The 23,667-nt window shown below is 71.5% G+C and carries 22 protein-coding genes; 8 read left to right on the plus strand and 14 right to left on the minus strand.

Features of this window, described 5'->3' with window-relative positions; translation table 11 throughout:
- The first annotated feature begins 78 nt into the window (after window positions 1-78).
- On the plus strand, window positions 79-1,308 hold the full coding sequence (locus ACGFIS_RS04965; protein WP_392969611.1) for an MFS transporter: 1,230 nt from the start codon (window positions 79-81) through the stop codon (window positions 1,306-1,308).
- 95 nt (window positions 1,309-1,403) lie between these two features.
- Here ACGFIS_RS04965 and ACGFIS_RS04970 read toward each other — a convergent pair whose 3' ends face one another.
- Together ACGFIS_RS04970 and ACGFIS_RS04975 are read right to left on the minus strand one after the other, a co-directional pair.
- The gene (locus ACGFIS_RS04970) at window positions 1,404-1,634 is read right to left on the minus strand and encodes a hypothetical protein (protein WP_392900345.1); all 231 of its coding nucleotides are present in this window, start codon (window positions 1,632-1,634) and stop codon (window positions 1,404-1,406) included.
- Between the two features lie 29 nt (window positions 1,635-1,663).
- Window positions 1,664-3,139, minus strand: coding sequence for a PLP-dependent aminotransferase family protein (locus ACGFIS_RS04975; RefSeq protein WP_392969614.1), 1,476 nt, complete (start codon window positions 3,137-3,139; stop codon window positions 1,664-1,666).
- A 312-nt stretch (window positions 3,140-3,451) separates the two neighbouring features.
- Between ACGFIS_RS04975 and ACGFIS_RS04980 the strand changes: the two genes are divergently transcribed.
- From ACGFIS_RS04980 to ACGFIS_RS04990, 3 genes are all read left to right on the plus strand, one after another.
- Window positions 3,452-5,092 carry a fumarate hydratase gene (locus ACGFIS_RS04980; protein WP_392969617.1) on the plus strand — a complete coding sequence of 547 codons (1,641 nt, stop codon included), beginning with the start codon at window positions 3,452-3,454 and terminating at the stop codon, window positions 5,090-5,092.
- Window positions 5,093-5,242: 150 nt separating this feature from the next.
- On the plus strand, window positions 5,243-6,502 hold the full coding sequence (locus tag ACGFIS_RS04985) for a serine/threonine-protein kinase (RefSeq protein WP_392900337.1): 1,260 nt from the start codon (window positions 5,243-5,245) through the stop codon (window positions 6,500-6,502).
- Between the two features lie 98 nt (window positions 6,503-6,600).
- A complete protein-coding gene (locus ACGFIS_RS04990) occupies window positions 6,601-7,995 on the plus strand; it encodes a class II fumarate hydratase (RefSeq protein WP_392969620.1) in 1,395 nt (464 codons plus the stop codon).
- A 64-nt stretch (window positions 7,996-8,059) separates the two neighbouring features.
- Here ACGFIS_RS04990 and ACGFIS_RS04995 read toward each other — a convergent pair whose 3' ends face one another.
- From ACGFIS_RS04995 to ACGFIS_RS05015, 5 genes are all read right to left on the minus strand, one after another.
- Window positions 8,060-8,893, minus strand: a complete 834-nt coding sequence (locus tag ACGFIS_RS04995; RefSeq protein WP_392969623.1) for a lytic transglycosylase domain-containing protein — start codon at window positions 8,891-8,893, stop codon at window positions 8,060-8,062.
- A 636-nt stretch (window positions 8,894-9,529) separates the two neighbouring features.
- A complete protein-coding gene (locus ACGFIS_RS05000) occupies window positions 9,530-10,945 on the minus strand; it encodes a PhoH family protein (protein WP_392900329.1) in 1,416 nt (471 codons plus the stop codon).
- Between the two features lie 159 nt (window positions 10,946-11,104).
- Window positions 11,105-11,929, minus strand: coding sequence for an isoprenyl transferase (locus tag ACGFIS_RS05005; RefSeq protein WP_392969626.1), 825 nt, complete (start codon window positions 11,927-11,929; stop codon window positions 11,105-11,107).
- A gap of 202 nt (window positions 11,930-12,131) precedes the next feature.
- Window positions 12,132-12,689: a hypothetical protein gene (locus tag ACGFIS_RS05010; protein ID WP_392900324.1), complete on the minus strand. Its 558-nt coding sequence runs from the start codon at window positions 12,687-12,689 to the stop codon at window positions 12,132-12,134.
- Between the two features lie 186 nt (window positions 12,690-12,875).
- Entirely contained in the window at window positions 12,876-13,397 is a 522-nt protein-coding gene (locus ACGFIS_RS05015) for a hypothetical protein (RefSeq protein ID WP_392900322.1), read from the minus strand.
- A 97-nt stretch (window positions 13,398-13,494) separates the two neighbouring features.
- On the opposite strand from ACGFIS_RS05015, the gene ACGFIS_RS05020 reads away from it, so the two are divergent.
- Entirely contained in the window at window positions 13,495-14,130 is a 636-nt protein-coding gene (locus ACGFIS_RS05020) for a TetR family transcriptional regulator (RefSeq protein ID WP_392969629.1), read from the plus strand.
- A gap of 4 nt (window positions 14,131-14,134) precedes the next feature.
- On the opposite strand, the gene ACGFIS_RS05025 is transcribed toward ACGFIS_RS05020, so the two are convergent.
- The 4 genes from ACGFIS_RS05025 to ACGFIS_RS05040 form a co-directional block, all read right to left on the minus strand.
- Window positions 14,135-15,310, minus strand: a complete 1,176-nt coding sequence (locus ACGFIS_RS05025; protein ID WP_392900317.1) for a C40 family peptidase — start codon at window positions 15,308-15,310, stop codon at window positions 14,135-14,137.
- Between the two features lie 210 nt (window positions 15,311-15,520).
- Window positions 15,521-17,506, minus strand: a complete 1,986-nt coding sequence (locus tag ACGFIS_RS05030) for a thioredoxin domain-containing protein (RefSeq protein WP_392969632.1) — start codon at window positions 17,504-17,506, stop codon at window positions 15,521-15,523.
- A gap of 50 nt (window positions 17,507-17,556) precedes the next feature.
- Window positions 17,557-18,915, minus strand: a complete 1,359-nt coding sequence (locus ACGFIS_RS05035; protein WP_392969635.1) for a dihydrolipoyl dehydrogenase family protein — start codon at window positions 18,913-18,915, stop codon at window positions 17,557-17,559.
- Window positions 18,908-19,876 (minus strand): ribonuclease Z, encoded by a 969-nt coding sequence (locus ACGFIS_RS05040; RefSeq protein ID WP_392900308.1) that lies wholly within the window; start codon window positions 19,874-19,876, stop codon window positions 18,908-18,910. Before ACGFIS_RS05040 ends, ACGFIS_RS05035 begins: the two co-directional genes overlap by 8 nt.
- A gap of 84 nt (window positions 19,877-19,960) precedes the next feature.
- Here ACGFIS_RS05040 and ACGFIS_RS05045 point away from each other — a divergent pair, with 84 nt between their 5' ends.
- Complete coding sequence (locus tag ACGFIS_RS05045) at window positions 19,961-20,440, plus strand: pyridoxamine 5'-phosphate oxidase family protein (protein ID WP_392900305.1); 480 nt, start codon at window positions 19,961-19,963, stop codon at window positions 20,438-20,440.
- Between the two features lie 81 nt (window positions 20,441-20,521).
- On the opposite strand, the gene ACGFIS_RS05050 is transcribed toward ACGFIS_RS05045, so the two are convergent.
- From ACGFIS_RS05050 to mca, 3 genes are read right to left on the minus strand one after another with little or no spacing between them, the layout of a single operon-like run.
- Window positions 20,522-21,127, minus strand: a complete 606-nt coding sequence (locus tag ACGFIS_RS05050; RefSeq protein ID WP_392900302.1) for a tetratricopeptide repeat protein — start codon at window positions 21,125-21,127, stop codon at window positions 20,522-20,524.
- 46 nt (window positions 21,128-21,173) lie between these two features.
- On the minus strand, window positions 21,174-21,431 hold the full coding sequence (locus tag ACGFIS_RS05055) for a hypothetical protein (protein WP_392900299.1): 258 nt from the start codon (window positions 21,429-21,431) through the stop codon (window positions 21,174-21,176).
- Complete coding sequence (mca, locus tag ACGFIS_RS05060) at window positions 21,422-22,285, minus strand: mycothiol conjugate amidase Mca (protein ID WP_392901431.1); 864 nt, start codon at window positions 22,283-22,285, stop codon at window positions 21,422-21,424. Before mca ends, ACGFIS_RS05055 begins: the two co-directional genes overlap by 10 nt.
- A gap of 178 nt (window positions 22,286-22,463) precedes the next feature.
- On the opposite strand from mca, the gene ACGFIS_RS05065 reads away from it, so the two are divergent.
- Window positions 22,464-22,847, plus strand: coding sequence for a DUF4307 domain-containing protein (locus ACGFIS_RS05065; RefSeq protein ID WP_392900296.1), 384 nt, complete (start codon window positions 22,464-22,466; stop codon window positions 22,845-22,847).
- A 238-nt stretch (window positions 22,848-23,085) separates the two neighbouring features.
- Window positions 23,086-23,586: a transcription elongation factor GreA gene (gene greA, locus ACGFIS_RS05070; protein ID WP_358461839.1), complete on the plus strand. Its 501-nt coding sequence runs from the start codon at window positions 23,086-23,088 to the stop codon at window positions 23,584-23,586.
- The last annotated feature ends 81 nt before the right edge of the window (window positions 23,587-23,667 follow it).

Raw genomic sequence — 23,667 nt, forward strand, 5'->3', positions numbered from 1 at the left:
GCCATTGACCAGGGACGTCCGCTGTCTCTACGCTGACGCGAATCTTCCTCACGTTCGTTGGCGCAGAGGAGCCGGGCCATGAGCAAGGGAATCACCGCGCGGGACCGGCAGGCCCGGTTCGCCGCCTACACGGCGTTCGCCGTCCAGGGGCTCTGCTTCGCGTCGCTCGTGACGCAGGTCCCGCAGATGCAGAAGGCCCACCACCTCAGCGACGCCACGCTCTCGCTGGTGCTGCTGATGGTCCCGCTGGTCGCCGGGGTGGGCAGCGTCGCGTCCGGTGCCCTGTTCCAGCGGTTCGGCAGCGGGCCGGTGCTGCGGGTGTCGCAGCCCGCGGTCGCCGTCACGATCGCGCTGATCGGTCTCACCGGCGACAACGACGTCGCCCTGTACGTCGCCGTCGCCGCGTTCGGCCTGTTCGTCGGCGCGGTGGACGCCTCCATGAACGCGCAGGCGGTCGCGGTCGAACGCCGGTACGGGGTCAGCCTGATCACCGGCTTCTACGCGGTGTGGAGCGTCGCCGGCATCCTCGGCGGCCTCTGGGCGGCCCTCTCCAACAAGATCGACCTGCCGCTGTTCGCGTGCTTCACGATCGCCGCCGCCGTCGCGGTCGCCGCCTCCGCCGCCACCGGCCACCGCCTCTACCGCCGCGCCGAGGAGGGCGACGGGCCGACCGCCGCCGAACTGAAGGCCGCGGGACGCAGCGTCCCCTGGCGTCCGATCCTCATCGTGGGCGCCGCGATGGCCGTCGCCTACCTCGCCGACGCGGCCATCTCCAACTACGGCGCCATTTACATCGACGACGAACTGTCCGGCGCCGACTGGGTCGCGCCGCTCGGCTACGTCGCGTACCAGGTCGCCATGGTGATCAGCCGCGGCGTCGCCGACCTCGCCGTCCGCCGCTCGGGTCCCGTGCGGGTCGTGCGGCTCGGCGGCGCGGTCGGCATCATCGGCATGGTGGGCGTGGTCGCCGCGCCGAACGCGGCGTTCGCCATCGCCGCGTTCGCGGTCGCCGGGCTCGGTCTCAGCGTGATCGCCCCGGTCTGCTTCACCGCCGCCGGGCGGGTCGACCCGACCGGGCTGGGCGTCGCCGTGGCCCGCGTGAACATCTTCAACTACGTCGGGTTCGTCCTGGGCGCCGCCATCGTCGGCGCCATCGCCCCCCTCAGCGCCGACAACGGCCTGCGCCTGGCGTTCATCGCCCCCACGGCCCTGATCCTCGTCGTATTCGTCACCGCGAAGGGCTTCGCCCCGGTTCCGGTGAAAGGCGCCCGACCGGACGCCCCCGCCATGGAACGCCCGACAGTCTGAACGTCAGCACAGTCTGAACGTCAGCACAGTCTGCACGTCAGCACAGTTTGAACCTCAGCCACCGGTGAACGGGCAGACGCGCGCCCCCTGGAGGATCAGGCGTCCTCCATGGCCGTGATGGCCTTCTCGCCTTCGGTCATGGCCTGCTCCGGGGTCAGGTCCTTCAGGGCGCGGCTGAGGGCGACTTCGGCGGCGTCGGCCGCGGCCCGGAGGGTCACTGCGTGCTCCTGTGCCCTTTCGAGGTCGCCAAGGCCGACACAGTCGAAGGCCACCTGCGCGTCGTGGCCGGCCATCTTCAGCTGCCGCGCGGCCTCTTCCAGACTCATGCGTACCTCCTACACGGGGAATGCTTGTCCTACCCCTCAGCACCGTGAGTAACCGCTTGACCAAGGAGTTCCGCGGCCTCGACCAGGCGGGTTTCGGTGAGCCTGGCGTAGCCGAGGACGAGTGCCGGCGGGGCGTGGCCCGCGCGGGCCGCGGACCACATGGGCCTGGCGCCCGCGACGGACACTCCGGCTTGTGCGGCGCGGGCCACGATCTCGTCCTCGCCGCGTCCGGCGGGTAGTTCCACATAGAGGTGGATGCCCGCTGAGACGCCGTGAACCGTGGCGCCCGGCAGGTTTTCGTTCAAAGCGGCGGCGAGGGCGTCCCGCCGGGTCCGGTAGCGCCGCCGCATCGTGCGCAGGTGCCGGTCGTATCCGCCGCCGCGCAGGAACTCGGCGAAGGCGTACTGCTCCAGGACGGGTCCCCCGAGGTCGGTGTTCTCGCGGTGCTCACACAGGCGCGCGGCGATGGCCGGTGGCGCGACGGCCCAGCCGAGGCGCAGTGCGGGGGCGAGGGACTTGCTCACCGAGCCGAGCAGGACGACGCGGTCCGGGTCGACTCCCTGGAGGCAGCCGACGGGCTCGCGGTCGTAGCGGAACTCGGCGTCGTAGTCGTCCTCCAGGATCAGGCCGTCGACGCCTCGCACCCAGGCGATCAGTTCGGCGCGGCGGGCCGGGGACAGGACGACGCCGGTCGGGTACTGGTGCGCGGGCGTGACGAGGACGGCGCGTGCCCCGGTGCCGGCGAGCGCGTCGACGTCCACGCCCTCGCCGTCGACGGGGACGCGGACGATCCGGAGGCCGGACGCCTCCAGCATGGGCACCTGCCGGACGCTGGTCGGGTCCTCGACGGCGAGGGTCGTGTGGCCGCCGGCGCGGAGCAGGCCCAGTAGGGCCGACAGCCCGTGCGCCACCCCGTTCATGATCACGACGCGGCCGGGGCCGGTGTGGGCGGCGCGGACGCGGGCGAGGTATCCGGCCAGTTCGGCGCGCAGGGCCGGCACGCCGCCGGGGTCGGGGTAGGTGAGCACGTCGTGCGGGAGTGTGCGCAGCGCGGCGCGGGCGGCGGCGATCCAGCGTTCGCGGGGGAAGGCGGACAGGTCGGGCCGGCTCGGCCACAGGTCGTACGGGAGCGCGGCCTCCGGCGGCGGCTCGGGCGACGGGGGCGGCTCGGGCGACGGGGGCGCGGCTCCGCGCGGCCGTGGCGCGGCACCGTCGCCGAGCCCGGCCGGCGGCGCGACGGGGGCGCCGTCGTCGGGCCTTGCCAGCGGCGCGATGCGGGTGCCGTCGCCGCGCCGCGCGATCAGGAAGCCCTCGGCGGTCAGCTGTTCGTAGGCGGCGACGACGACGCCGCGGGAGACGTCCAGGTCGCGGGCCAGGTCCCGGCTCGACGGCAGCCGCGTCCCCGCGGTCAGCCGGCCGGACCGCACGGCCGAGCGGAAACCGGCGGCGATCTGGGCCGCCAGCCGTCCGGTGGCCCGGTCGAGGGGGAGATGAAGGTCGGTCACATGACACTCAGCGCCGGGAGGGAGGCCGCGCGTCACGGGAATCTCATTGGTCCGGGTTCGCGAGGTCGAATTGGCTCTGTTTACAGTACCAAGCGGGTCATAGCGTCCCTTGTCATGAACCTGATCGCCACTCGCCCGCCCGGCGGGCTCGGTACGGCCGGCCCGGACCGGCGGATCTGGCCGGGGCCGCGCTGGTCGCGGCGGGGGTCGCGGTGGGCCTGCGCACCCGCGTCGCCCCCCGTCCGCCCGCGGCCGGCGAGTGCGTAACCTGTGATCCGGCCCCCATCGGAATCGCGCGAGGATCTGCCTGAGATGCCTGAGTTCTCCTACACCGACCTGCTGCCGCTCGGACCCGACGAGACCGACTACCGGCTGCTGACCTCCGGCGGCGTCTCCACGTTCGAAGCGAACGGGCGGACGTTCCTGCAGGTCGAGCCGGAGGCGCTCCGGCTGCTCACCGAGACCGCGATGCGCGACATCGCGCACCTGCTGCGTCCCGCGCACCTGGCGCAGCTCCGCCGGATCCTGGACGACCCGGAGGCGTCCCCCAACGACCGTTTCGTCGCGCTGGACCTGCTGAAGAACGCGGGCATCGCGTCCGGCGGCGTCCTGCCCATGTGCCAGGACACCGGCACCGCGATCGTGATGGGCAAGCGCGGCCAGCACGTCCTGACGGACGGCGGCGACGAGGAGCACATCTCCCGCGGCGTGTACGACGCGTACACGAAGCTGAACCTGCGCTACTCGCAGATGGCGCCGGTGACCATGTGGGACGAGAAGAACACCGGCAGCAACCTGCCCGCGCAGATCGAGCTGTACGCGACGCCCGGCGAGGCGTACAAGTTCCTGTTCATGGCCAAGGGCGGCGGCAGTGCGAACAAGTCGTTCCTCTACCAGGAGACCAAGGCCGTCCTGAACCCGACGCGGATGATGTCCTTCCTGGAGGAGAAGATCCGCTCACTCGGCACGGCCGCGTGCCCGCCCTACCACCTGGCGATCGTGGTCGGCGGCACGTCCGCCGAGCACGCGCTGAAGACGGCCAAGTACGCCTCCGCGCACTACCTGGACACGATGCCGACCGAGGGCTCGCCGCTCGGCCACGGCTTCCGCGACCTGGAGCTGGAACTCCAGGTGTTCGAGCTGACGCAGAGGCTCGGCATCGGCGCGCAGTTCGGCGGCAAGTACTTCTGCCACGACGTGCGGGTGATCCGGCTGCCGCGGCACGGCGCGTCCTGCCCGGTGGCCATGGCGGTGTCGTGCAGCGCCGACCGGCAGGCCCTCGCCAAGATCACCGCCGAGGGCGTGTTCCTGGAGCGGCTGGAGACCGACCCGGCGCAGTACATGCCCGACACCACCGACGATCATCTGGACGACCAGGTGGTCGCGATCGACCTGAACCGTCCCATGGCCGAGATCCGGGCCGAACTGACCAAGTACCCCGTGAAGACGCGGCTGTCGCTGACCGGGCCGCTCGTCGTCGCCCGCGACATCGCGCACGCCAAGATCAAGGAGCGGCTGGACGCGGGCGAGCCGATGCCGCAGTACATGCGCGACCACGCCGTCTACTACGCGGGACCGGCCAAGACGCCGGAGGGCTACGCGTCCGGTTCCTTCGGCCCGACCACGGCCGGGCGGATGGACTCCTACGTCGAGCAGTTCCAGGCCGCGGGCGGCTCGCTGGTCATGCTGGCCAAGGGCAACCGGTCGAAGCAGGTCACCGACGCCTGCAAGGAGCACGGCGGCTTCTACCTCGGCTCGATCGGCGGCCCCGCCGCCCGGCTCGCCCAGGACTGCATCAAGAAGGTGGAGGTCCTGGAGTACCCGGAACTCGGCATGGAGGCCGTCTGGAGGATCGAGGTGGAGGATTTCCCCGCGTTCATCGTGGTGGACAACAAGGGCGAGGACTTCTTCGCCGACACCACCGGGCCCGTCCTCACCATCGGCAGGCGCTGACGATCGGCAGCGGCTGACAGCCCCGCGGGAGGGCCGTCGGCCGCCCATTCCCTATGTTTCTGGCCGGTAGGTCACATTATCGGCCCAAAATCCAAGTTGGTAACGAGGTCTCCCCGATGACCGCCTGGCCACTCCGGTATCTTTTCCGCCATGTCACAGTCAGAGCGCCTCGTTCTAGCGACGCGCTACCGGCTGGTCTCGGAAATAGGTCAGGGCGCCAACGGCACGGTCTGGAGAGGGCATGACGAGCTCCTCGATCGGTCCGTGGCGGTCAAGGAGCTGCGCCTCCCCGAAGACCTCTCCGAGGACGACCGGGTGGTCTTCTACCGCCGTACCCTCCGAGAGGCGCGCGCGCCCGCCCAACTGCGCACGCACTCGATCGTCGAGGTGTACGACGTGGTCATCGAACAGGGTCGTCCCTGGATCGTGATGGAGATGATCGAGGCGCCCAGCCTCGAACACCTCCTCGAACGTTCGGGGCCGCTGCCGCCCGAACGCGTCGCGCACATCGGCCGTGCCCTCCTGGACGCCCTCAACACCGCGCACAAGGCCGGCATAGTGCACCGCGACCTCAAGCCCAGCAACGTGCTGCTGGACGGCGACCGCGTCGTCCTCACCGACTTCGGCCTCGCGTTCTCCTCGGGCTCGGCCAGCCTGACGAAGACGGGCCACTTCATGGGCTCGCCCGCGTACGTCGCGCCCGAGGTCGCCGCCGGGGAGAAGGCCACCCCGCGGTCCGACCTGTGGTCGCTCGGCGCGACGCTGTTCGCCGCGCTGGAGGGCCACCCGCCGTTCGAGCGCGACAACGTCATGGCGACGCTGAGCGCCCTGGCGAACGAGTCGACCCCCTCCCCGCAGAACGCCGGCGCGCTCGCACCGGTGATCATCGGGCTGCTGGAGAAGAACCCGACCCGCCGCCTCAGCCACGCCCGCGCGGTCGACCGGCTCGAACGCGCCCTGGCGGGTCCCCGGTCGGGACGCCGGCCGGCGACGCCGCGCTACCGGCTGATGGTCGTGATCGGGCTCATCGGCGCGACCGTCGCCTCCTGCGGCATCGGCGCAACCGCGCTCATCGTCGGCATGATGAAGGAGGGGCCCGGCCCCTCCCCCACGGCGACGACGTCCAGTCCCGCGGGCGGCGGCGCGCAGGCCCCGCCCGGCGTCGCGACCAACACGCTGGTCGTCCGGGCGCGCACCGACGCGTGCAAGATCTTCGTGTCGGTGCCGGGCGACGCGATGACCGTGCTCAGCGACGAGACGCTGAAGAAGAACGAGGCGCGGCAGTACGACCAGCCGCGCATCAACGCGGTGATCTACGACGCGTCCGCCTGCGACGTCTGGGTGAACGGAGAGCAGAAACCCGTCGGCCAGCCCGGAGAACGCAAGAACTACACCCTGAACAAGGAGTGACCCCGGTCCCAGATGCCTCCGCGCGGGAATCGGGTAACCCCCTGAGAAGCTGCCATGGAAGACGGCGGTGATGGTTTCCGGTTCGGAGGTGGCGTGCCATGGGTGAGCAGGAGTTCCGGGTCGAGCGTGACTCCATGGGTGAGGTCCGGGTACCGGCGGCGGCGAAATGGCGGGCGCAGACGCAGCGCGCGGTGGAGAACTTCCCGATCTCGGGACGGACGCTGGAGGCCGCGCACATCGCCGCGCTGGGCCAGATCAAGGCCGCGGCGGCGACGGTGAACGCCGAACTCGGCGTGCTCGACAAGGACCTCGCGGGCGCGATCACCGACGCCGCGCGGGAGGTCGCGGACGGCCGGTGGGACGACCAGTTCCCCATCGACGTGTTCCAGACCGGGTCCGGGACGTCGTCCAACATGAACGCCAACGAGGTCGTGGCGACGCTGGCGGCGGAGCGGCTCGGCCGTCCCGTGCACCCGAACGACCACGTGAACGCCTCTCAGTCGTCCAACGACGTGTTCCCGTCGTCCATCCACATCGCGGCGACCGGGGCCGTCCTGAACGATCTGATCCCCGCGCTGCGCCATCTGCGGGACGCGCTGGCACGCAAGGCGGACGAGTTCCGGGCGGTGGTGAAGTCGGGCCGCACCCACCTGATGGACGCGACGCCGGTGACGCTGGGCCAGGAGTTCGGCGGGTACGCGGCGCAGATCGGGCACGGCGTGGAACGGCTGGAGGCCGTCCTGCCCCGGCTGGCGGAGCTGCCGCTCGGCGGAACCGCGGTCGGCACCGGGATCAACACCCCGGACGGCTTCGGCGGCCGCGTCATCGCGGAGATCGCGCGGGTCACCGGGCTGCCGCTGACGGAGGCCCGCGACCATTTCGAGGCGCAGGGCGCGCGGGACGGCCTGGTCGAGGCGAGCGGCGCACTGCGCACCGTGGCGGTGAGCCTCACCAAGATCGCGAATGATCTGCGCTGGATGGGCTCCGGGCCGCGCACCGGGCTGGCCGAGATCCGGCTGCCGGACCTGCAGCCCGGTTCGTCGATCATGCCGGGGAAGGTGAACCCCGTGCTTCCCGAGGCGGTCACGCAGGTCGCCGCGCAGGTCATCGGCAACGACGCGGCGATCGCGTTCGGCGGCGCGTCCGGCAGCTTCGAGCTGAACGTGATGCTGCCGATGCTGGCCCGCAACGTCCTGGAGTCGGTCACGCTGCTGGCGAACGTGTCGCGGCTGTTCGCCGACCGCTGCGTGGACGGCATCGAGGCGGACGTGGAGCGGATGCGCGAGTACGCCGAGTCGTCGCCGTCGATCGTGACGCCGCTGAACCGCTACATCGGCTACGAGGAGGCGGCGAAGGTCGCCAAGCAGGCGCTCAGGGAACGCAGGACGATCCGCGAGGTCGTGCTGGAGCGCGGTTACGTGGACGACGGGAGACTGAGCGTCGAGCAACTGGACGAGGCCCTCGACGTGCTCGGGATGACGGGCTCGTCGTGACATGACGTCCAGCGCGCCCCAGGGCCTCACACGGCGCCTGGGACGCGTCCGCGACTCAGTCGACTCAGTACCAGCCGACGTTCTGGGAGTGCGACCACGCGCCGCACGGAGTGCCGTAGCGGTTCTTGATGTAGCCGAGACCCCACTTGATCTGCGTGGTGGCGTTGTTCTGCCAGTCGGGCCCAGCGGTGGCCATCTTGGAGCCGGGATTGGCCTGCGGGATGCCGTACGCCTCCGACGACGGGTTGTCGGCGTGGACGTTCCAGTGACTCTCCTTGTTCCAGAGTTTCACCAGGCAGCCGAACTGGCCGTCGCCGGTGAAGCCGAAGCTCGGCATCAGCTTCTTGGCGATCTCCTGCGCCTCACCGGCCGGGACCGGGTCGCCGGACGGGCCGCCGCCGCCACCGCCGTCGTCCTTCTTCTTCTCCGGCTTCTTGGTCGGGAGCGGCTCGCCCTTCGGGCGCAGGGCCGGTCCCTTGCCGTCGTCCGCGCGGGTCTCGCGGGAGGCGCGTTCCAGGGCCAGCCTGCGCCTCTGCTCCTCCAGGACCTTCGGGTCGACCTTCGGCGCGGCGTCCGCCGGCTGCCGGGTCGGCTTGACGGTCGCCCCGTCGTCGCCGGAGCCGCCGGTCAGCGCGAACGCCGCGACGGCGCCGCCGCCGACGGCGACCGCGGCGCCCGCGAGGACCGCGGCGACCCGCATGCCGTTGCGCCTGCCGGCGCCTCCCCGCGAGGCGGCGCCGCGCGGCGCGCGGTGACCGGACGCGACCTCGTCGCGGGGGGCCCCGGCGGGGGCGCCGGCGTGGGGCGGCGCGGCCTGGGGGGCCGGGGCGGCCTGGAAGCCGAGCGTGTCACCGGCCGACGTGCCGACGCGGGTCCGGTCGTCGCCGGCGACCCTCACGTCGTCCCCGTACGGTTCCGGCTGCGCGACCGCGGGCTGGGGCGCCGTGGGCTGGGGCGCGGCGGCGAACGGGTAGGGCGCCTGGGCCGGGTTCTGTGGGGCGGCCGCGGCGGGCCACGGCTCCTCGGGGGCAAAGCTCTGTCGTTCGTCTCGCCTAGGGGACCCGGGACGGTCTCCGTACAAGGCGGCCCTTCCGACGGTCGCACGCGCATGGGCACGCGGGCGAACTGTTTCCACCCCCGGTCCGGCCGGCCGCCCGCAGGCGGGGCGGTCTCCGGACCCGGGCGGGCGCCGTGTCCGTCGCGCGTGTTCAAGGGGGACGCGCTCGGGCCCGGCACCTTCCGGGGGGTGCTTACGGGGAGCCACAATGCCTGAGGCCGAGGGATGCTCCGCAACCGAAACGAGACAATTGCTGCGGGTGAGACACGTGTCAACTTGACCGGAACATTGCCGAAACCCCGCGGGACCAGGGGATCTTCATCATCGGGTGAGCGAATGTGACCTTCGCCACAAACCTACGGTACGGGGTTTAACGATCACTTTCCGTAGAGATTCCGGCGATGCCCCGGCGGCGCGAACCCGACCACGGCGAACCCCGGCGGCGCATCGGCCGCCGGAGTTCGCTGCGAACTCCTCTCAGGCCCCGACGTCCCCGAGCATGTCGGTGACCAGGGCGGCGATCGGCGACCGCTCCGACCGCGTCAGCGTCACGTGCGCGAACAGCGGATGCCCCTTGAGCCGCTCCACCACCGCCGCGACACCGTCATGCCGTCCGACCCGCAGGTTGTCGCGCTGCGCCACGTCATGGGTCAGCACCACCCGCGACCCCGTGCCGATCCGCGACAGGACGGTCAGCAGCACGCCGCGCTCCAGCGACTGCGCCTCGTCCACGATCACGAACGCGTCGTGCAGCGAACGTCCGCGGATGTGGGTGAGCGGCAGGACCTCCAACATGTCACGGTCCACGACCTCGTCGATGACCTCCGGTGTGGTCACCGCCGACAGGGTGTCGTAGACCGCCTGGCCCCACGGCGACATCTTCTCGTTCTCCGTGCCCGGCAGGTAGCCGAGCTCCTGCCCGCCGACCGCGTACAGCGGGCGGAACACCACGACCTTGCGGTGCCACCCGCGCTCCATCACGGCCTCCAGGCCCGCGCACAGGGCGAGGGCCGACTTGCCCGTGCCCGCCCGCCCGCCGAGCGAGACGATGCCGACGTCCTCGTCCATCAGCAGGTCGAGCGCGATGCGCTGCTCGGCGGAGCGGCCGCGCAGCCCGAACACCTCCCGGTCGCCCCGCACCAGCTTCACGGACTTGTCCGGCTGCGTCCGGCCGAGGGCCGAGCCCTTCTCCGACAGCAGCCGCAGCCCGGTGTGGCACGGCAGGTCCCGCGCCTCCTCCATGTCCGCGGTGCCCGTCTCGAACATCTCCTCGACGAGGTTCGCGGGCACCTCCAGCTCGCGCATTCCGGTCCAGCCGGACTCCACGACCGCCATTTCCGCCCGGTACTCCTCGGCGGCCAGGCCGACCGAGGACGCCTTCACCCGCATCGGCAGGTCCTTGGAGACCAGGACGACGTCGCGGCCCTCGTGGGCCAGCCACGCCGCCACCGACAGGATCCGGGTGTCGTTGTCGCCGAGCCGGAAACCGTCCGGCAGGACGCTCGGGTCGGAGTGGTTCAGCTCGACGCGGAGCGTGCCGCCCTGGTCGCCGTGCGGCCCCTCGACCGACACGGGCTCGTCCAGCCGGCCGTGCCGCAGGCGCAGGTCGTCGAGCGTGCGCAGGGCCTGCCGGGCGAAGTACCCGAGCTCGGGGTGGTGACGCTTGGCCTCGAGCTCGGAAATGACGACGATGGGGAGTACGACCTCGTGCTCGGCGAACCGGGTCATCGCCCCCGGGTCGGCGAGCAGGACGCTGGTGTCGAGGACGTACGTGCGCCGGTCCGATTCGCTGTGGGGGGACGACCCCCCACACCCGCCGGAAACACCCGGAACGTTCCTTCCGGAGGTGTTCTCGGAGGGGTTGCCGGGACGGCGCGCGGAGGTTGTGGCCACTCGATCTCCCTGACTATGGGGGACGTACCGGTGGCGCGACGGCCCCGGCCGCACTGCCCCGCAGGGCCCGGGGAACGGTCCCCCCGGAAGCGGCACGCCCCCACGCGGCCGGTCCCCCCGCTCGGGGAACGGCCGGGAGCGGTGATCGGAGGTCGGCGGTCAGGAACCGAAGCGCCGGTGCCGCGCGGCGTATGAGCGCATCGCCCGGAGGAAGTCCACCTTGCGGAAGTCCGGCCAGTGGACCTCGCAGAAGTGGAACTCCGAGTGGGCGCTCTGCCAGAGCATGAAGCCGGAGAGACGCTGCTCCCCCGAGGTGCGGATGACCAGGTCCGGATCCGGCTGGCCGCGCGTGTAGAGATGCTCCGCGATGTGCTCCACGTCGAGGGACTCGGCGAGTTCCTCGATGCTGGTGCCACGGCTCGCCTGCTCGACGAGCAGAGAGCGCACCGCATCAGCGATCTCACGCCTACCTCCATACCCAACGGCGACGTTCACAATCAGGCCGGGAGCACCAGATGTGGCCTCACCCGCATCTTTAAGGACGCGGGCGGTCTTATCGGGCAGCAGGTCGAGGGCGCCGACGGGCTTGACGTTCCAGCCGTCGGCGGCGAGCTTGCCGACGGTGTTCTCGATGATCTCCAGCAGCGGCTCCAGCTCGACCGCCGGGCGGTTCAGGTTGTCGGTGGACAGCAGCCACAGGGTGACGACCTCGACCCCCGCCTCCGCGCTCCACTGCAGCAACTCGGAGATCTTCGCGGCGCCGCGCTGGTGCCCCGAGTTGATGTCGGCCAGGCCCATCGCCCTGGCCCAGCGCCGGTTCCCGTCCAGTATCACGCCGACGTGCCGCGGCGTGACGTCGGTCGGCAGCGACGCCTCGACCCGGCGTTCGTACATCCGGTAGACGGCATCGCGGACGGCCGCGTACGGGCCGCTGCGGCGGACGGCGGTGGTGAGCCGTCCCCCCTCGGAAGGGCGGCGGCGCACGCCGTCCCTCCGAACACCGCGCGGCATCCCGCGCGGCTTTCCCGTACGCCGAACCCCCATGTGGGCTTCCCTTCGAGCGACCGTCTCTGACGGAAAGACGCTCAATTATGGCCCGAGGTTCGTACTTCTCCGCTCCGCCTTCCCACTTCCGCCTTCCGGTTCCGCCTTCCCGGTTCCGCCCTCTCCGCTCCGCGACGCCGGGTCAATGCGCGGGTGGCGCCGGGCGGACGCTCCGGCCCGCTCCGGCCCGCTCCGCCTCGGCGAGCACATCGGCGAGAAAGCGGGCCAGGTCGGCGGAGGTGAGCACGGCGCGGACGCCCCGCCCGCCCGCGCCCCACGCCTCCAGGACGGCCCGCCGTGCGACACGCCATCGCCCGGCGGCGGACTGCTGGCGGCCGACCCACATCGAGGACGTGCGGAGCGCGCAGCGCAGTTCGCCGGTGCTGACCACGTCACCGCGGTCGCGGTACCGGAACGCGAACAGCTCGGGTTCGCGGGCCGGGTCGCCGGGGGCCGGATCGGGGAACCGGTCGTCGGGATCGGGCCAGCGGGCGGCCTGCGGCGAACCGTCGGCCCGGGCGGCGGCCACCCGGGCGGCGAGGCCGGCCAGGAAGTAGCCGCATCGCTCCCCCACGGCGCCGAACGAGTCGCCGTCGCGCCACAGCTCCAGCGTGACCTCGAACGGGGTGCCGCCGCGGTCGAGGGACGCGACCGGCACGACCGCGAGGTCGGAGCCGTCCAGGCAGCGCAGCCCCCTCACCGCCGGCCACCCCCTCGCCGCGTCCCGTCCGCCTCCATGACGGCCTTCCAGGCACAGTAGGCGAGGCAGGCCCCATGATCACACCCGGTGATCATCGAGATCCGGTAATGATCGCGGCCGGACGCCGGACGCCGGACGGTGGCGCGGTGGCGCGGTGGCGCGGTGGCGCGGCGCGGGGGTCCTCGGTCAGGCCTGCGGGCCGGCGGCGCGGGCGCGTTCGACGTACTGCAGCGCGGTGCGCAGTTCGGCGAGCCACTCGTCGGTGTTCTTGCCGACGAGCCGCACGCACCAGGCGAGCGCGTCGCTGCGGCTGCGCGCGACCCCGGCCTCGACGAGGGTGTCCAGGACGCGTCGCTCCGGCTGCCGCAGCCGCGTCATGACCGGTACCGACAGCGTGGTGAACATCTCCCGCTCGCCGCCGCACTCGGCGCCCCAGGAGACCTTGTGGCCGAAGCGGTGCTCGGCTTCGCGGGCGATGCGGATGCGACGCTCGCGGGTCTCCTCGCGGAAGCGCTGGATGTGCCCGGCGATCACGCCGGCCCGCTCCGCCCCGGACGCCTCCGCCGCGGCGGCGGGTTCGGGCAGGCGGCCGACGACGCTGACCTCCTCGCGGTCGAGGACGACGTCGGGCGGGCCCTCGAACCACTCCTCGGGCAGCCGTCCGGAGAACCACCCGCGTAGCTGCTCCGCCGCTTCACTCGTATCCATGTAATCAAAATTACATCCCAAGGACGCGTTATGCCAGCCTTCCAGCCGGACGCGCGCGAAGATGCGGCTCCTGCCGCCGATGCCGGAGAATCGGCACATGAGCACGTCCAACCCTGAGCATCCGATCGACCGGCTGCAGGACCGGCTCTCCCGGCTCCCGCTGCGCGAGCGCAAGAAGCTGAGGACCCGGAGGGCCGTCCAGGCTCACGCGCTCCGGCTCTTCGGCGAGCAGGGCTACGATGCGACCACCGTCGAGCAGATCGCGGCGGCGGCGGAGATCTCGCCGAGCACGTTCTTCCGCTACTTCCCGACCAAGGAAGACGTCGTCATCACCGACGAGTACGACCCGATCATGGCGGAGGTGTTCCGCGACCAGCCGGCGGACCTGCCGCCCCTGGAGGCGCTGCGCGCCACGCTCCGCGAGATCCTCCCGCAGATGTTCGACGAGGACCTGGAGGTCATCAGGACCCGGATGCGGCTGGCCGCCGAGATCCCCGCCGTCCGGGCGCGCATGTTCGAGTCGATGAGCAAGGGCACCCACGCCGTGCTGACGGAACTCGTCTCCGAACGCACCGGAAGGCGCCGCGGCGACCCCGCCGTCGAAGCGTTCTGCTGGGCCGTCCTGGGCGTACTACAGGGGGCGATCTACCGGTGGCTGGACGCCCCGGGCAACGGCCTGGCGGACGTCATCGACCACGACCTGGAGTTCCTGAGCCGAGGCTGCCCGCTGTAGCCGCTCACCGGTTCCTGGAGGCCAGCAGCTTGGGGCTGACCCGGACGGCGCCGCGCATGTTGCGGGTGTAGACGTCCTGGACCTGCACCACGGTGCCCCTGCGCGGGGCGGCGATCATCTTGCCCTTGCCCAGGTAGAGGGCGATGTGCGAGATGTAGCCCGGCGCGGTCGGGTCGTTGGCCCAGATCAGCATGTCGCCCGGCTCGGCCTTGCTGTAGGGGATGACCCAGCCCGTCCGCGCCTGGTCGGCGGCGACTCGCGGCAGACGGATCCCGGCCTTGGCGAACGCGTACTGCATGAGGCCGGAGCAGTCGTAGCCGCCCTCGGCCTCGGACTCGCCGCCCCACACGTACGGCCAGTCGATCCGCGTGTAGGCGGCCTTGATCACGGTCCGCACCTGCTGGGCGGTCATGACCTGGCCGTCCGCGGTGGGCACGTCGCCGGCCGCCGGGAAGTCGATCTCCGGGTTGACCGCGACCGCCTTGGCGCCCTTCGGCAGTACCTTGCCGAGCTTCTTGATGAACGTCTTCGGCTCGGCCTTCGGGACGCTGATCAGCATCGCGTTGCCGGTGGGCATGCCGAGCGCCTGCGCGGTGGAGTGCGAGATGACGGCGTCGACGTCGCTGATGCCCATCGTCGCGTACGCGCCGACGCGCAGCCGCGACTGCTCCAGCTTGCCGCCGACGGGGACCTGGCTGCCGAGCTGGACGCCGCCGTCGTGGCCCATCGTGAACGAGATCGCCACGTCGCCGGACGCCACGTTGCGCCACAGCGCATCCGACTTGGCGGTCGGCTTCGGCGTGTAGTTGCGGAACGTGGACGGGTTGACGCCCATCAGCCCGACCTGCTTGCCGGCGACCATGCCCTGCACGGCGTCCACGACCTCGACGCCTTTCACGCCCTTGGCGCCGCGGACCTTCTGGACCAGGTCGGCGGGAAGCGTGGAGGACGCCGCGACCAGCACGTGCGGAGTGAGCCGCTTGCCGAGCGGCGTGATCGCGGCGGGCGACACGCTCGTGCTGCCGGACGCCGCCACGTACCGGGCGCGCTGCTCGCCGGGCGTCGTGGTCTCCGGGTCGTCGCCGCCTCGCGCGACCAGGACCGCGACGTTGGCGGCGAGGGTCGTGACGAGGGAGATGCCGATGATCGTCGGTAGAATCCGGCGGTTCGGCTTTCCCACTGCCACACTCCCTCGACGGTCGCCCTGCCCGCATCCCGGCCCGGCCTGAGACACGACTATGACTCAGTCGGCGGGCCATCGTCCAGATACCCGGCCGGACCACCCGCCACCCTCGCCTGCCGCGCCCCATAGGGTCAGCTCAAGCCCTGCTACTCAGTGGTAACACCAAGCGACGACGAGATCAAGGTCACACTGCCACAAAGTGGACCCTCAGTCCAATTGCGCACGTAGTTCGCGGGTCAGCTCCGACGTGGACGTCACGGGCAGCCGGCAGACGAACCCTCGGCACACGTACGCCGCCGGCACCTCGTCCACGAGACCGCGCCCCTCCAGCAGCGGGACGCCCTCCGCGTCCGGCGGGCCGACGCTCACCACCGCGCCCGGCGCGACCGCCATGAGCGCGGTCCGGTGCAGAGCCCGCGTGCGCTCATCGTCCCGGTCGCCGATCACCGCGATCTCCACCGGGCCCGTCGCGTGCGCCTCTGCGACGGCCAGCCCCCAGCCCGCGAACCGCGCGTGCTTGTCGGCCAGCGTCCCCGCCGGGCCGAGCGCCGCCTCGGCGGCCTGCCGGTGCCGGTCCGACGCGGTGAGAGCCGAGAACGACAGCAGCGCGCCCGCGGCCGCGAACTGCCCCGAAGGCGTCGCGTTGTCCGTCGGGTCCTGCGGACGCCGGAACAGCCGCTCCGCGTCGTCCGCGGTGTCGTAGAACCCGCCGGACCCGTCCCCGAACCGTTCCAGGACGGTGTTCAGCAACTCGCCCGCCAGCCGCAGGTAACGCGGATCCCCCGTGACACCGTGCAGGGCGAGCAGGCCCTCGGCCACATCGGCGTAGTCCTCCAGGACACCGGCGTTCGCGCCCGCCGCCCCGTCCTTGGACGTACGCGCAAGCCGCCCGTCCCGCACATGCACATCGACCAGCAGCCGCGCCGCCTCCTCGGCGGCGCGGACGAGGTCCGGCCGGTCGAACAACGCACCGCACTCGGCCAGCGCAGCGATCGCGAGCCCGTTCCACGCGGCGACGACCTTGTCGTCCCGAGCCGGAGGAACCCTGTGCGCGCGCGCCGACAACAAAGCCGTCCGCACGCGCTCGTACCGCTCAACGTCCTCGGGGTCGTGCAGAAGCTGCAGGACGGACGCCCCGTGCTCGAACGTCCCCGTCACCTCGAACAGGCTCGCCGCGAACGCCCCGTCCTCATCACCGAGCACCTCACGCAGCTGCTCCGGCGTCCACACGTAGTACTTGCCCTCGACGCCCTCACTGTCGGCGTCCAAGGCGGACGACAGGCCGCCCTCGTTCGTCCGCAGGTCACGCAGCATCCAGTCGCACGTCTCCAGCGCGACCCGCCGCGCGAACGGCGACCCGGCCAGCCGCCACCAGTGCGCGTACACCCGCGCCAGCAGCGCATTGTCGTAGAGCATCTTCTCGAAATGCGGGACGACCCATTGCGCGTCCACCGAGTACCGGGCGAAACCACCTCCGAGCTGGTCGTACAGCCCACCCCGGGCCATCGCCTCCAGGGTGTGCCCCGCCATCGCGAGCGACTCCTCATCACCCGTCCGCGCATGGTGCCGCAGCAGGAACTCCAGTGCCATCGACGGCGGGAACTTCGGCGCACCCCCGAACCCGCCGCGCACCGCGTCGTACGACCCGGCGAGCACCTTCACCGCATGGGCGAGCATCTCCTCACCGGGCGCCCGCGTCCCCGCCAGCCCCGAATCCCGCGAGGTGAGCGCCGCGACGACCTGCTGCCCCTGCCCGACCACGTCGTCCCGCTGCTCCGTCCACGCCTTGTGGACGGCCTGCAGCAACGCCCGGAACTGCGCCCGCGGAAAATACGTCCCGCAGTAGAACGGATGCCCCTCCGGCGTCATGAACACCGTCATCGGCCACCCGCCCTGGCCCGTCATGGCCTGGGTCGCCTCCATGTAGACGGCGTCGATGTCCGGACGTTCCTCCCGGTCCACCTTGATGTTCACGAACAGCTCGTTCATGATCCGCGCGGTCCCGTCGTCCTCGAACGACTGATGCGCCATCACATGACACCAATGGCAAGCCGCATATCCGACAGAAAGGAGAACTGGGACATCTCGCCGTCGCGCCTCGGCGAGCGCCTCGCCGCCCCACTCCCACCAGTCCACTGGATTGCCGGCGTGCTGCAGCAGGTACGGGCTTGTCGCGTCCTTGAGCCGGTTCATGCCACCGATCCTGCCCGATCCGGCTGCCGCCTCACTCCCCCTGACCGGGATCAGTCGGTGAGGTTGGTGAGGGCGGTTTCTATGGCTCGGTGGAAGGTGGGGTAGGCGTACATCATTTCGCGGAGGGCGGTCGTGGGGGCCTCGGTGTGGACGGCGACGGCGAGGGCGCCGAGGATTTCGCCGCCGGACGGGCCCACCGCGGTCGCGCCGACGAGGGTGCCCCATTCGGTGTTCTCGACGAGCTTGATGAAGCCGTCGTTGCCGGCCTTGTGGATCCAGCCGCGCGCCGACTCGGGGAGCTTGGCGATGCCGGTGCGGACGGGGAGGTTCTGGTCGCGGGCTTGGGCCTCGGTCAGGCCGACGGACGCGATCTCGGGGTCGGTGAAGGTGACGCGGGGGACGGCGCGGTAGACGGCGGGTGAGCCCTCCTGGCCGAGGATGTCGCGGACGGCGATGGCCGCCTGGTACATGGAGACGTGCGTGAACTGGCCCAGGCCGGTGATGTCGCCGATCGCCCACACGCCGTCGGCGGCGCGCATGTGGCCGTCCACCTGGATCTGGCGGGCGTTCTCGTCCAGGCCGACGTTCTCCAGGCCGAGGCCCTTGAGGTTGGGGCGGCGGCCGGTCGCCACGAGAAGGCGCTCGGCGCCGAGGGTCTCCTCGCCGAGGTTCACGCTGAACTCGTCGTTCTCGTGGGTGACGGCGGTGACGTTCACGCCGGTGCGGACGCCGATGCCCTCGCGTTCGAAGACGTCGCGGAGGACGGCGCTGGACTCCGGTTCCTCGTTGACGAGGACGCGGTCGGCGGCCTCGACCACGGTGACGCGGCTGTCGAAGCGGGAGAACACCTGCGCCATCTCGGCGCCGACGACGCCTCCGCCGAGGACGATGAGCGACTCGGGGACCTCGGTGGCCTTGACGGCTTCGCGGTTCGTCCAGAACGGGGTGCCGGCGAGGCCGTCGATGGGCGGGGCCGTGGGGGCGGTGCCGGTGTTGAGGACGATGCCGCGGCGGGCGTGGAAGACCCGGTCGTTCACCGTGACCTCGCGGGGGCCGGTGATGCGGCCCTCGCCCCGGACGAGTTCGGCGCCCTTGCCGGTGAGGCGGTCGGCCGCGACCTTGTCGTCCCACGAGTCGGTCGCCTCGTCGCGGATCCGGGCCGCCACGGGGGCCCAGTCGGGGCGGACCGCCGAACCGCCCGCCATCCCCGGGACGCGGCCGCCTTCGGCCAGGAGGCCGGCGGCGCGGACCATCATCTTCGTGGGCACACAGGCGTAGTACGGGCATTCGCCGCCCACCAGCCGGGACTCCACGGCGACGACGGACAGGCCCGCCTCGGCCAGCCTCCCTGCCGCGTCCTCTCCCCCTGGGCCCGTACCGATCACGACGACATCGACTTCATCAGCCATGCTGGGTGTCCTGCCCACCTCGCGATGCGGTTAGGCGGCGCGGTGGCATCGGAATGCGATCGAGGTCGTGAACGAGGGTGATGTCGCCGTCGAACACGGCGGACGCCTCGCCGGTGAACCGCGGCTCGTCCTCGGCGCGGTACCGCTCCGAGAAGTGCGTCAGGACCAGGTGCCGGACGCCGGCCTCGGCGGCGACCGCCGCCGCCTGGACCGAGGTCAGGTGGCCGTACTCGGCGGCCAGGGCGGCGTCCTCGTGCAGGAAGGTGGACTCGATGACCAGCATGTCCACACCGTCGGCCAGTTCCCGGACGCCGTCGCACAGGCGGGTGTCCATGACGAACGCGAACTTCTGCCCGGGACGGGGGACGCTGCACTCCTCGAGCGTGACCGTCCGGCCGTCCGGTGCGGTGACCCGGCCCTCCTCCTGGAGCCGCCTGACCAGCGGCCCCCGCACGCCTCGCGCGGCCAGTTCGGCGGGCAGCATCGTCCGGCCGCCGGGTTCCTCCAGCCGGTACCCGTACGCCTCGACGGGGTGCGACAGCCGCCGCGCGACCAGGGTGAACGGGGCGTCGCCGGTGTCGAGCGGCATCCGCTCACCCGAGACGGGCCGTTCGCGGATCACGTCGGTGTCGCGGAAGACGGCCGCGTTCCTCAGCCGTTCCCAGTAGCGTCCGCCGCTCGCCGGGAACGCCGCGTCCACCGGGTGCTCGACGCCGTCGCGGGCGATGCGCTGGACGACGCCGGGCACGCCGAGGCAGTGGTCGCCGTGGAAGTGGGTCACGCAGATCCAGGTCACGTCGGTGGCCGAGACCCCGGCGTGCGTCATCTGCCGCTGGGTGCCCTCGCCCGGGTCGAACAGCAGGCCGTGGCCGTCCCAGCGCAGCAGGTAGCCGTTGTGGTTGCGCGTTTTGGTGGGCACGGCGCTGGCGGAGCCGAGAACGATCAGATCGCGTACCGACATCCCCCCATGGTGCCGGTACCGAGCCGTTGCAAGCGCTTGGTTATTGTGGGCGCGTCGCAGGCGAGCAGCATCAGGGAGGGCCCGTTGGCCGGAAGCAGCAAGCGCGAGAAGATCAAGATGACGCCGGACGAGGTGGCGTCCTACCTCGCCTCCAATTTCAAGGTCCAGGTCGCCACGGTCGGCAAGGACGGCGAGCCGCACCTGGTGACGATGTTCTACGCGCTGCTCGACGGCAAGATCGCCTTCACCACGTACAAGTCATCGCAGAAGGTGCTGAACCTGCGCCGCAACCCCACCATGACGTGCCTGGTCGAGGACGGCGTGGAGTACAACGAGCTGCGCGGCGTCGCCCTCTACGGCCGCGGCCTCGTCATCGAGGACCCCGAGCCGAGGAGCAAGGTCGGCATGGTCGTCGGCTCCCGCATGGCGGGCCTGCCCGTCCCCGAGATGGGCGCCCCGGTCGACCCCGTCATCGCCGAGGGCATCGAGCAGGCGCTGGCCAAGCGCGTCCTCGTCATCATGGACCCCGACAAGGTCGTCAGCTGGGACCACGGCAAGGCCTGAGCCCTCGGGGCGCCCCCCGAACCCCCCGGCCGCGCGGCACGCGTCTCGCTCCGGTCGCCGGCGCTCGGGGTTCCACTCGCGTCAGCGGGCGAGGGTGGCGCGGCGTTCGGCCAGGGGGGCGGCCTCGGGGCTGGGAATGGACTCGTAGAGTTCGACGGCGCGGTCCAGTGCGGCGCCCTCGGCTGCGTGGTCGCCCCGCTGCCGGGCCGCGTCGGCGATGTGGACGAACATTCCGGCCTGCTGGTCGACGGCGTTCTCCTTGCGGAGGATCTCCAGGGCCTGGCCGAAGAAGTTGATGGCCGCGACGGGACGCCGCGCCCGCAGGTACGCCTCGCCGAGGCTCGACAGGGCGCGGGCGCGGTTGGCCTGGTCGGGTTCGGGGAGGGCGGCGAACTCGTCCGGGAGCGGGCCGAGCAGCTCGATCGCGCGGCCGGTGTCGCCCGTCCGGGTCAGTGCGCGGGCGAGGTTGTGGCGGGCCACCAGGACGGCGTGGCGGTCGCCGCCCTGGACGGCGAGGCGCAGGCCCTCTTCGAGGACCTCGGCCGCCTCGCTCCAGCGTTCCCGTTCCAGGAGCGCGAGGCCCTCGGCTTCGATGTCCCCCTCGCCGGCGGCCGCGGCGGCGAGATGGCCGTCGAGGGCGCGGTGGAGCGCGGCGTCCCGGTCGGAGTCCTCGAAGTTCACACGCACGTCGAGGGTCCTCCCCGGACGCGGCCGGATCCAACCGAGCCGCAGGTCAGGCTTCGTCGGCTGGCGGCGCCTTGGACTTCGCCGCCTTCTCCGCCTCCGCGCGCTCCCACTCCTGCTGCACCAGGTCGGCCTCCCGGGGCGCCTGGATCCTCTTCATCTGCTTGCCCATCGAGCGGATGAGGAAGACGGTCGCGACCACGAGCGCGAGGAAGACCGCGAACCCCAGGAAGCCCGGGCTGACCGTGTCGTCGTTGAGCGGGATGGCGCCGACCTGCACTGCGGTGAGCGAGAGCACTACAGACACACCTTCTCCCGGATGCCGGCGAACAGGTCGTCCTCCGGCAGTTCGGTGTCGATGAGGGACCTGGCCAAATGGTAGTCCTCGGTCGGCCATGCCTCGCGCTGGACGTCCAGCGGGACGACGAACCAGAAGCCGTTGGGGTCGATCTGGGTGGCGTGGGCGAGGAGGGCGCGGTCCCTGGTCTCGAAGTGGTCGGCGCAGGGGACGCGGGTGGTCACGTCCCACTTCGCGCGCTTGTCGCTCTCCTCGTCGAAGCGCTTGATCCAGTCGTTGTAGGGGGATTCCAGGCCGGCCTTCTCCATCGCGTTGTGCAGGGCGAGGATGCGTTCCTTGTTGAAGGTCAGGTGGTAGTAGAGCTTGAGCGGCTGCCAGGGCTCCCCGGTGCCGGGGTAGCGGTCCGGGTCGCCCGCGGCCTCGAACGCCTCCACCGACACCTCGTGGCATTTCACGTGGTCGGGGTGGGGGTAGCCGCCCTTCTCGTCGTAGGTGAGCATCACGTGCGGGCGGAAGTCGCGGACGGCGCGCACCAGCGGTTCGGTGGCGCTCTCCAGCGGCTCCAGCGCGAAGCAGCCCTCCGGAAGCGGCGGCGGCGGGTCGCCCTCGGGGAACCCGGAGTCGACGAAGCCGAGCCAGCTCTGCCGGACGCCGAGGATCTCGCGGGCCCGCGCCATCTCCGCCTCGCGGACCTTGCCGATGTCGGCCTTGACCTCGGGACGGTCCATCGCCGGGTTCAGGATGTCGCCGCGCTCGCCTCCCGTGCAGGTGACGACGAGGACCTCGACGCCTTCGGCGACGTACCGGGCCATCGTGGCCGCGCCCTTGCTGGACTCGTCGTCGGGGTGGGCGTGCACCGCCATGAGGCGCAGCGGCTCGTCGCCGCCGCAGGGTCGTTCGAGCGTCGTACCGTCGATGACCTCGGACACCTGGGGATCTCCTTGTCGGGCCGTGATGAGCGGACCCCGGTTCGAGGCACGCGCCATGACAGACGAGAATTGTCCCTGACAACGTCCGCACACCGCACGGAGATTCCCCGCCATGACGACGAGCGTGCCGAAGACAGCGGCTCCCGCAGGGCCCCGGCAGGGCCGGCTCGGGCTGGTGGTCATCGGTGTGCTGGTGGCGCTGGCCGCGGGCGGTTTCGGGATCCTCGCGATGAACACCGGGCAGACGCCCGGGATCGCGGCGCAAACGGTCACCTATGACATCACCGACACCTCGGTGGAGATCAACTTCCAGGTGGCCAAGGGAGAGGACGACGAGGTGCGCTGCACGGTCGACGCCTTCGACAAGAATTTCGAGGTGCTCGCGGCGAAAGAGGTGGTCGTGCCGGTGGGGACGTCCGGCATGAAGGGGACGGAGACGCTGCAGACGGCGCGGCGGGCGACCGGGGCGAGGATCCGCGACTGCCGCGTGGTCTGACGCGCCGGCCCGGCACCATCCGGCCCCGACCGGTATCGGCGCCGGCCGCGGCCACCTGGCCGCCGATACGCCGGGTGAATGCCAAAATACGATTGGCGGATTGCAGACGCCGAGTTCAGGGAACCTTTACCCGCACACACCGGATAGGCTAGAGGTTTCACCCGGCCGCACTTCATGTCGATGTAACACCCGTCTGCCACGGGCGGGCTAGATCGCAACATGTGGATGAGGAGTACCCGTGACCGAGACCCGCGCTGACAACGTCACCTGGCTGACCCAGGAGGCGTACGACCGGCTCAAGTCCGAGCTGGAGCATTTGTCGGGCCCGGGCCGCATCGAGATCGCTCAGAAGATCGAGGCGGCGCGGGAGGAAGGCGACCTGCGCGAGAACGGCGGCTACCACGCGGCCAAGGAGGAGCAAGGCAAAATCGAGGGCCGCATCCTCCAGCTTCAGGGCATCCTGGAGAACGCGCGCGTCGGCGAGGCGCCGCGCACCGAGGGCGTCGTCGGCCCCGGTATGACCGTCACGGTCTCGTTCGAGGGCGACGACGAAGAGGTCACGTTCCTGCTCGCCTCCCGCGAGGAGGTCGGCGCTCCCATCGACGTCTACTCGCCCAAGTCGCCGCTCGGCGCCGCCATCAACGGCAAGAAGGTGGGCGACAAGGCCACCTACTCGCTGCCGAACGGCCGCGGCATGACGGTCGAGATCCTCGACGCCACCCCCTACGGGGCCGCGTAGCCTCCGGAGACGTCCGAGAGCCTGTGGGGACGGGGTGCTGCCGGGCACTCCGTCCCCGGTTCAGTTCGGGGGGTGTTCCCC

This window comes from Spirillospora sp. NPDC048824, from assembly GCF_043198455.1.
Lineage (GTDB): Bacteria > Actinomycetota > Actinomycetes > Streptosporangiales > Streptosporangiaceae > Spirillospora.

Excerpts from the sequence above, each read along its gene's own strand:
- ACGFIS_RS04965 (WP_392969611.1), top strand. The coding sequence starts at position 79 with ATGAGCAAGGGAATCACCGCGCGGGACCGGCAGGCCCGGTTCGCCGCC.
- ACGFIS_RS04970 (WP_392900345.1), bottom strand. The coding sequence starts at position 1,634 with ATGAGTCTGGAAGAGGCCGCGCGGCAGCTGAAGATGGCCGGCCACGAC.
- ACGFIS_RS04980 (WP_392969617.1), top strand. The coding sequence starts at position 3,452 with ATGCCTGAGTTCTCCTACACCGACCTGCTGCCGCTCGGACCCGACGAG.
- ACGFIS_RS04985 (WP_392900337.1), top strand. The coding sequence starts at position 5,243 with ATGTCACAGTCAGAGCGCCTCGTTCTAGCGACGCGCTACCGGCTGGTC.
- ACGFIS_RS04990 (WP_392969620.1), top strand. The coding sequence starts at position 6,601 with ATGGGTGAGCAGGAGTTCCGGGTCGAGCGTGACTCCATGGGTGAGGTC.
- ACGFIS_RS05015 (WP_392900322.1), bottom strand. The coding sequence starts at position 13,397 with ATGGATACGAGTGAAGCGGCGGAGCAGCTACGCGGGTGGTTCTCCGGA.
- ACGFIS_RS05020 (WP_392969629.1), top strand. The coding sequence starts at position 13,495 with ATGAGCACGTCCAACCCTGAGCATCCGATCGACCGGCTGCAGGACCGG.
- ACGFIS_RS05030 (WP_392969632.1), bottom strand. The coding sequence starts at position 17,506 with ATGAACCGGCTCAAGGACGCGACAAGCCCGTACCTGCTGCAGCACGCC.
- ACGFIS_RS05035 (WP_392969635.1), bottom strand. The coding sequence starts at position 18,915 with ATGGCTGATGAAGTCGATGTCGTCGTGATCGGTACGGGCCCAGGGGGA.
- ACGFIS_RS05040 (WP_392900308.1), bottom strand. The coding sequence starts at position 19,876 with ATGTCGGTACGCGATCTGATCGTTCTCGGCTCCGCCAGCGCCGTGCCC.
- mca (WP_392901431.1), bottom strand. The coding sequence starts at position 22,285 with ATGGCGGTGCACGCCCACCCCGACGACGAGTCCAGCAAGGGCGCGGCC.
- ACGFIS_RS05065 (WP_392900296.1), top strand. The coding sequence starts at position 22,464 with ATGACGACGAGCGTGCCGAAGACAGCGGCTCCCGCAGGGCCCCGGCAG.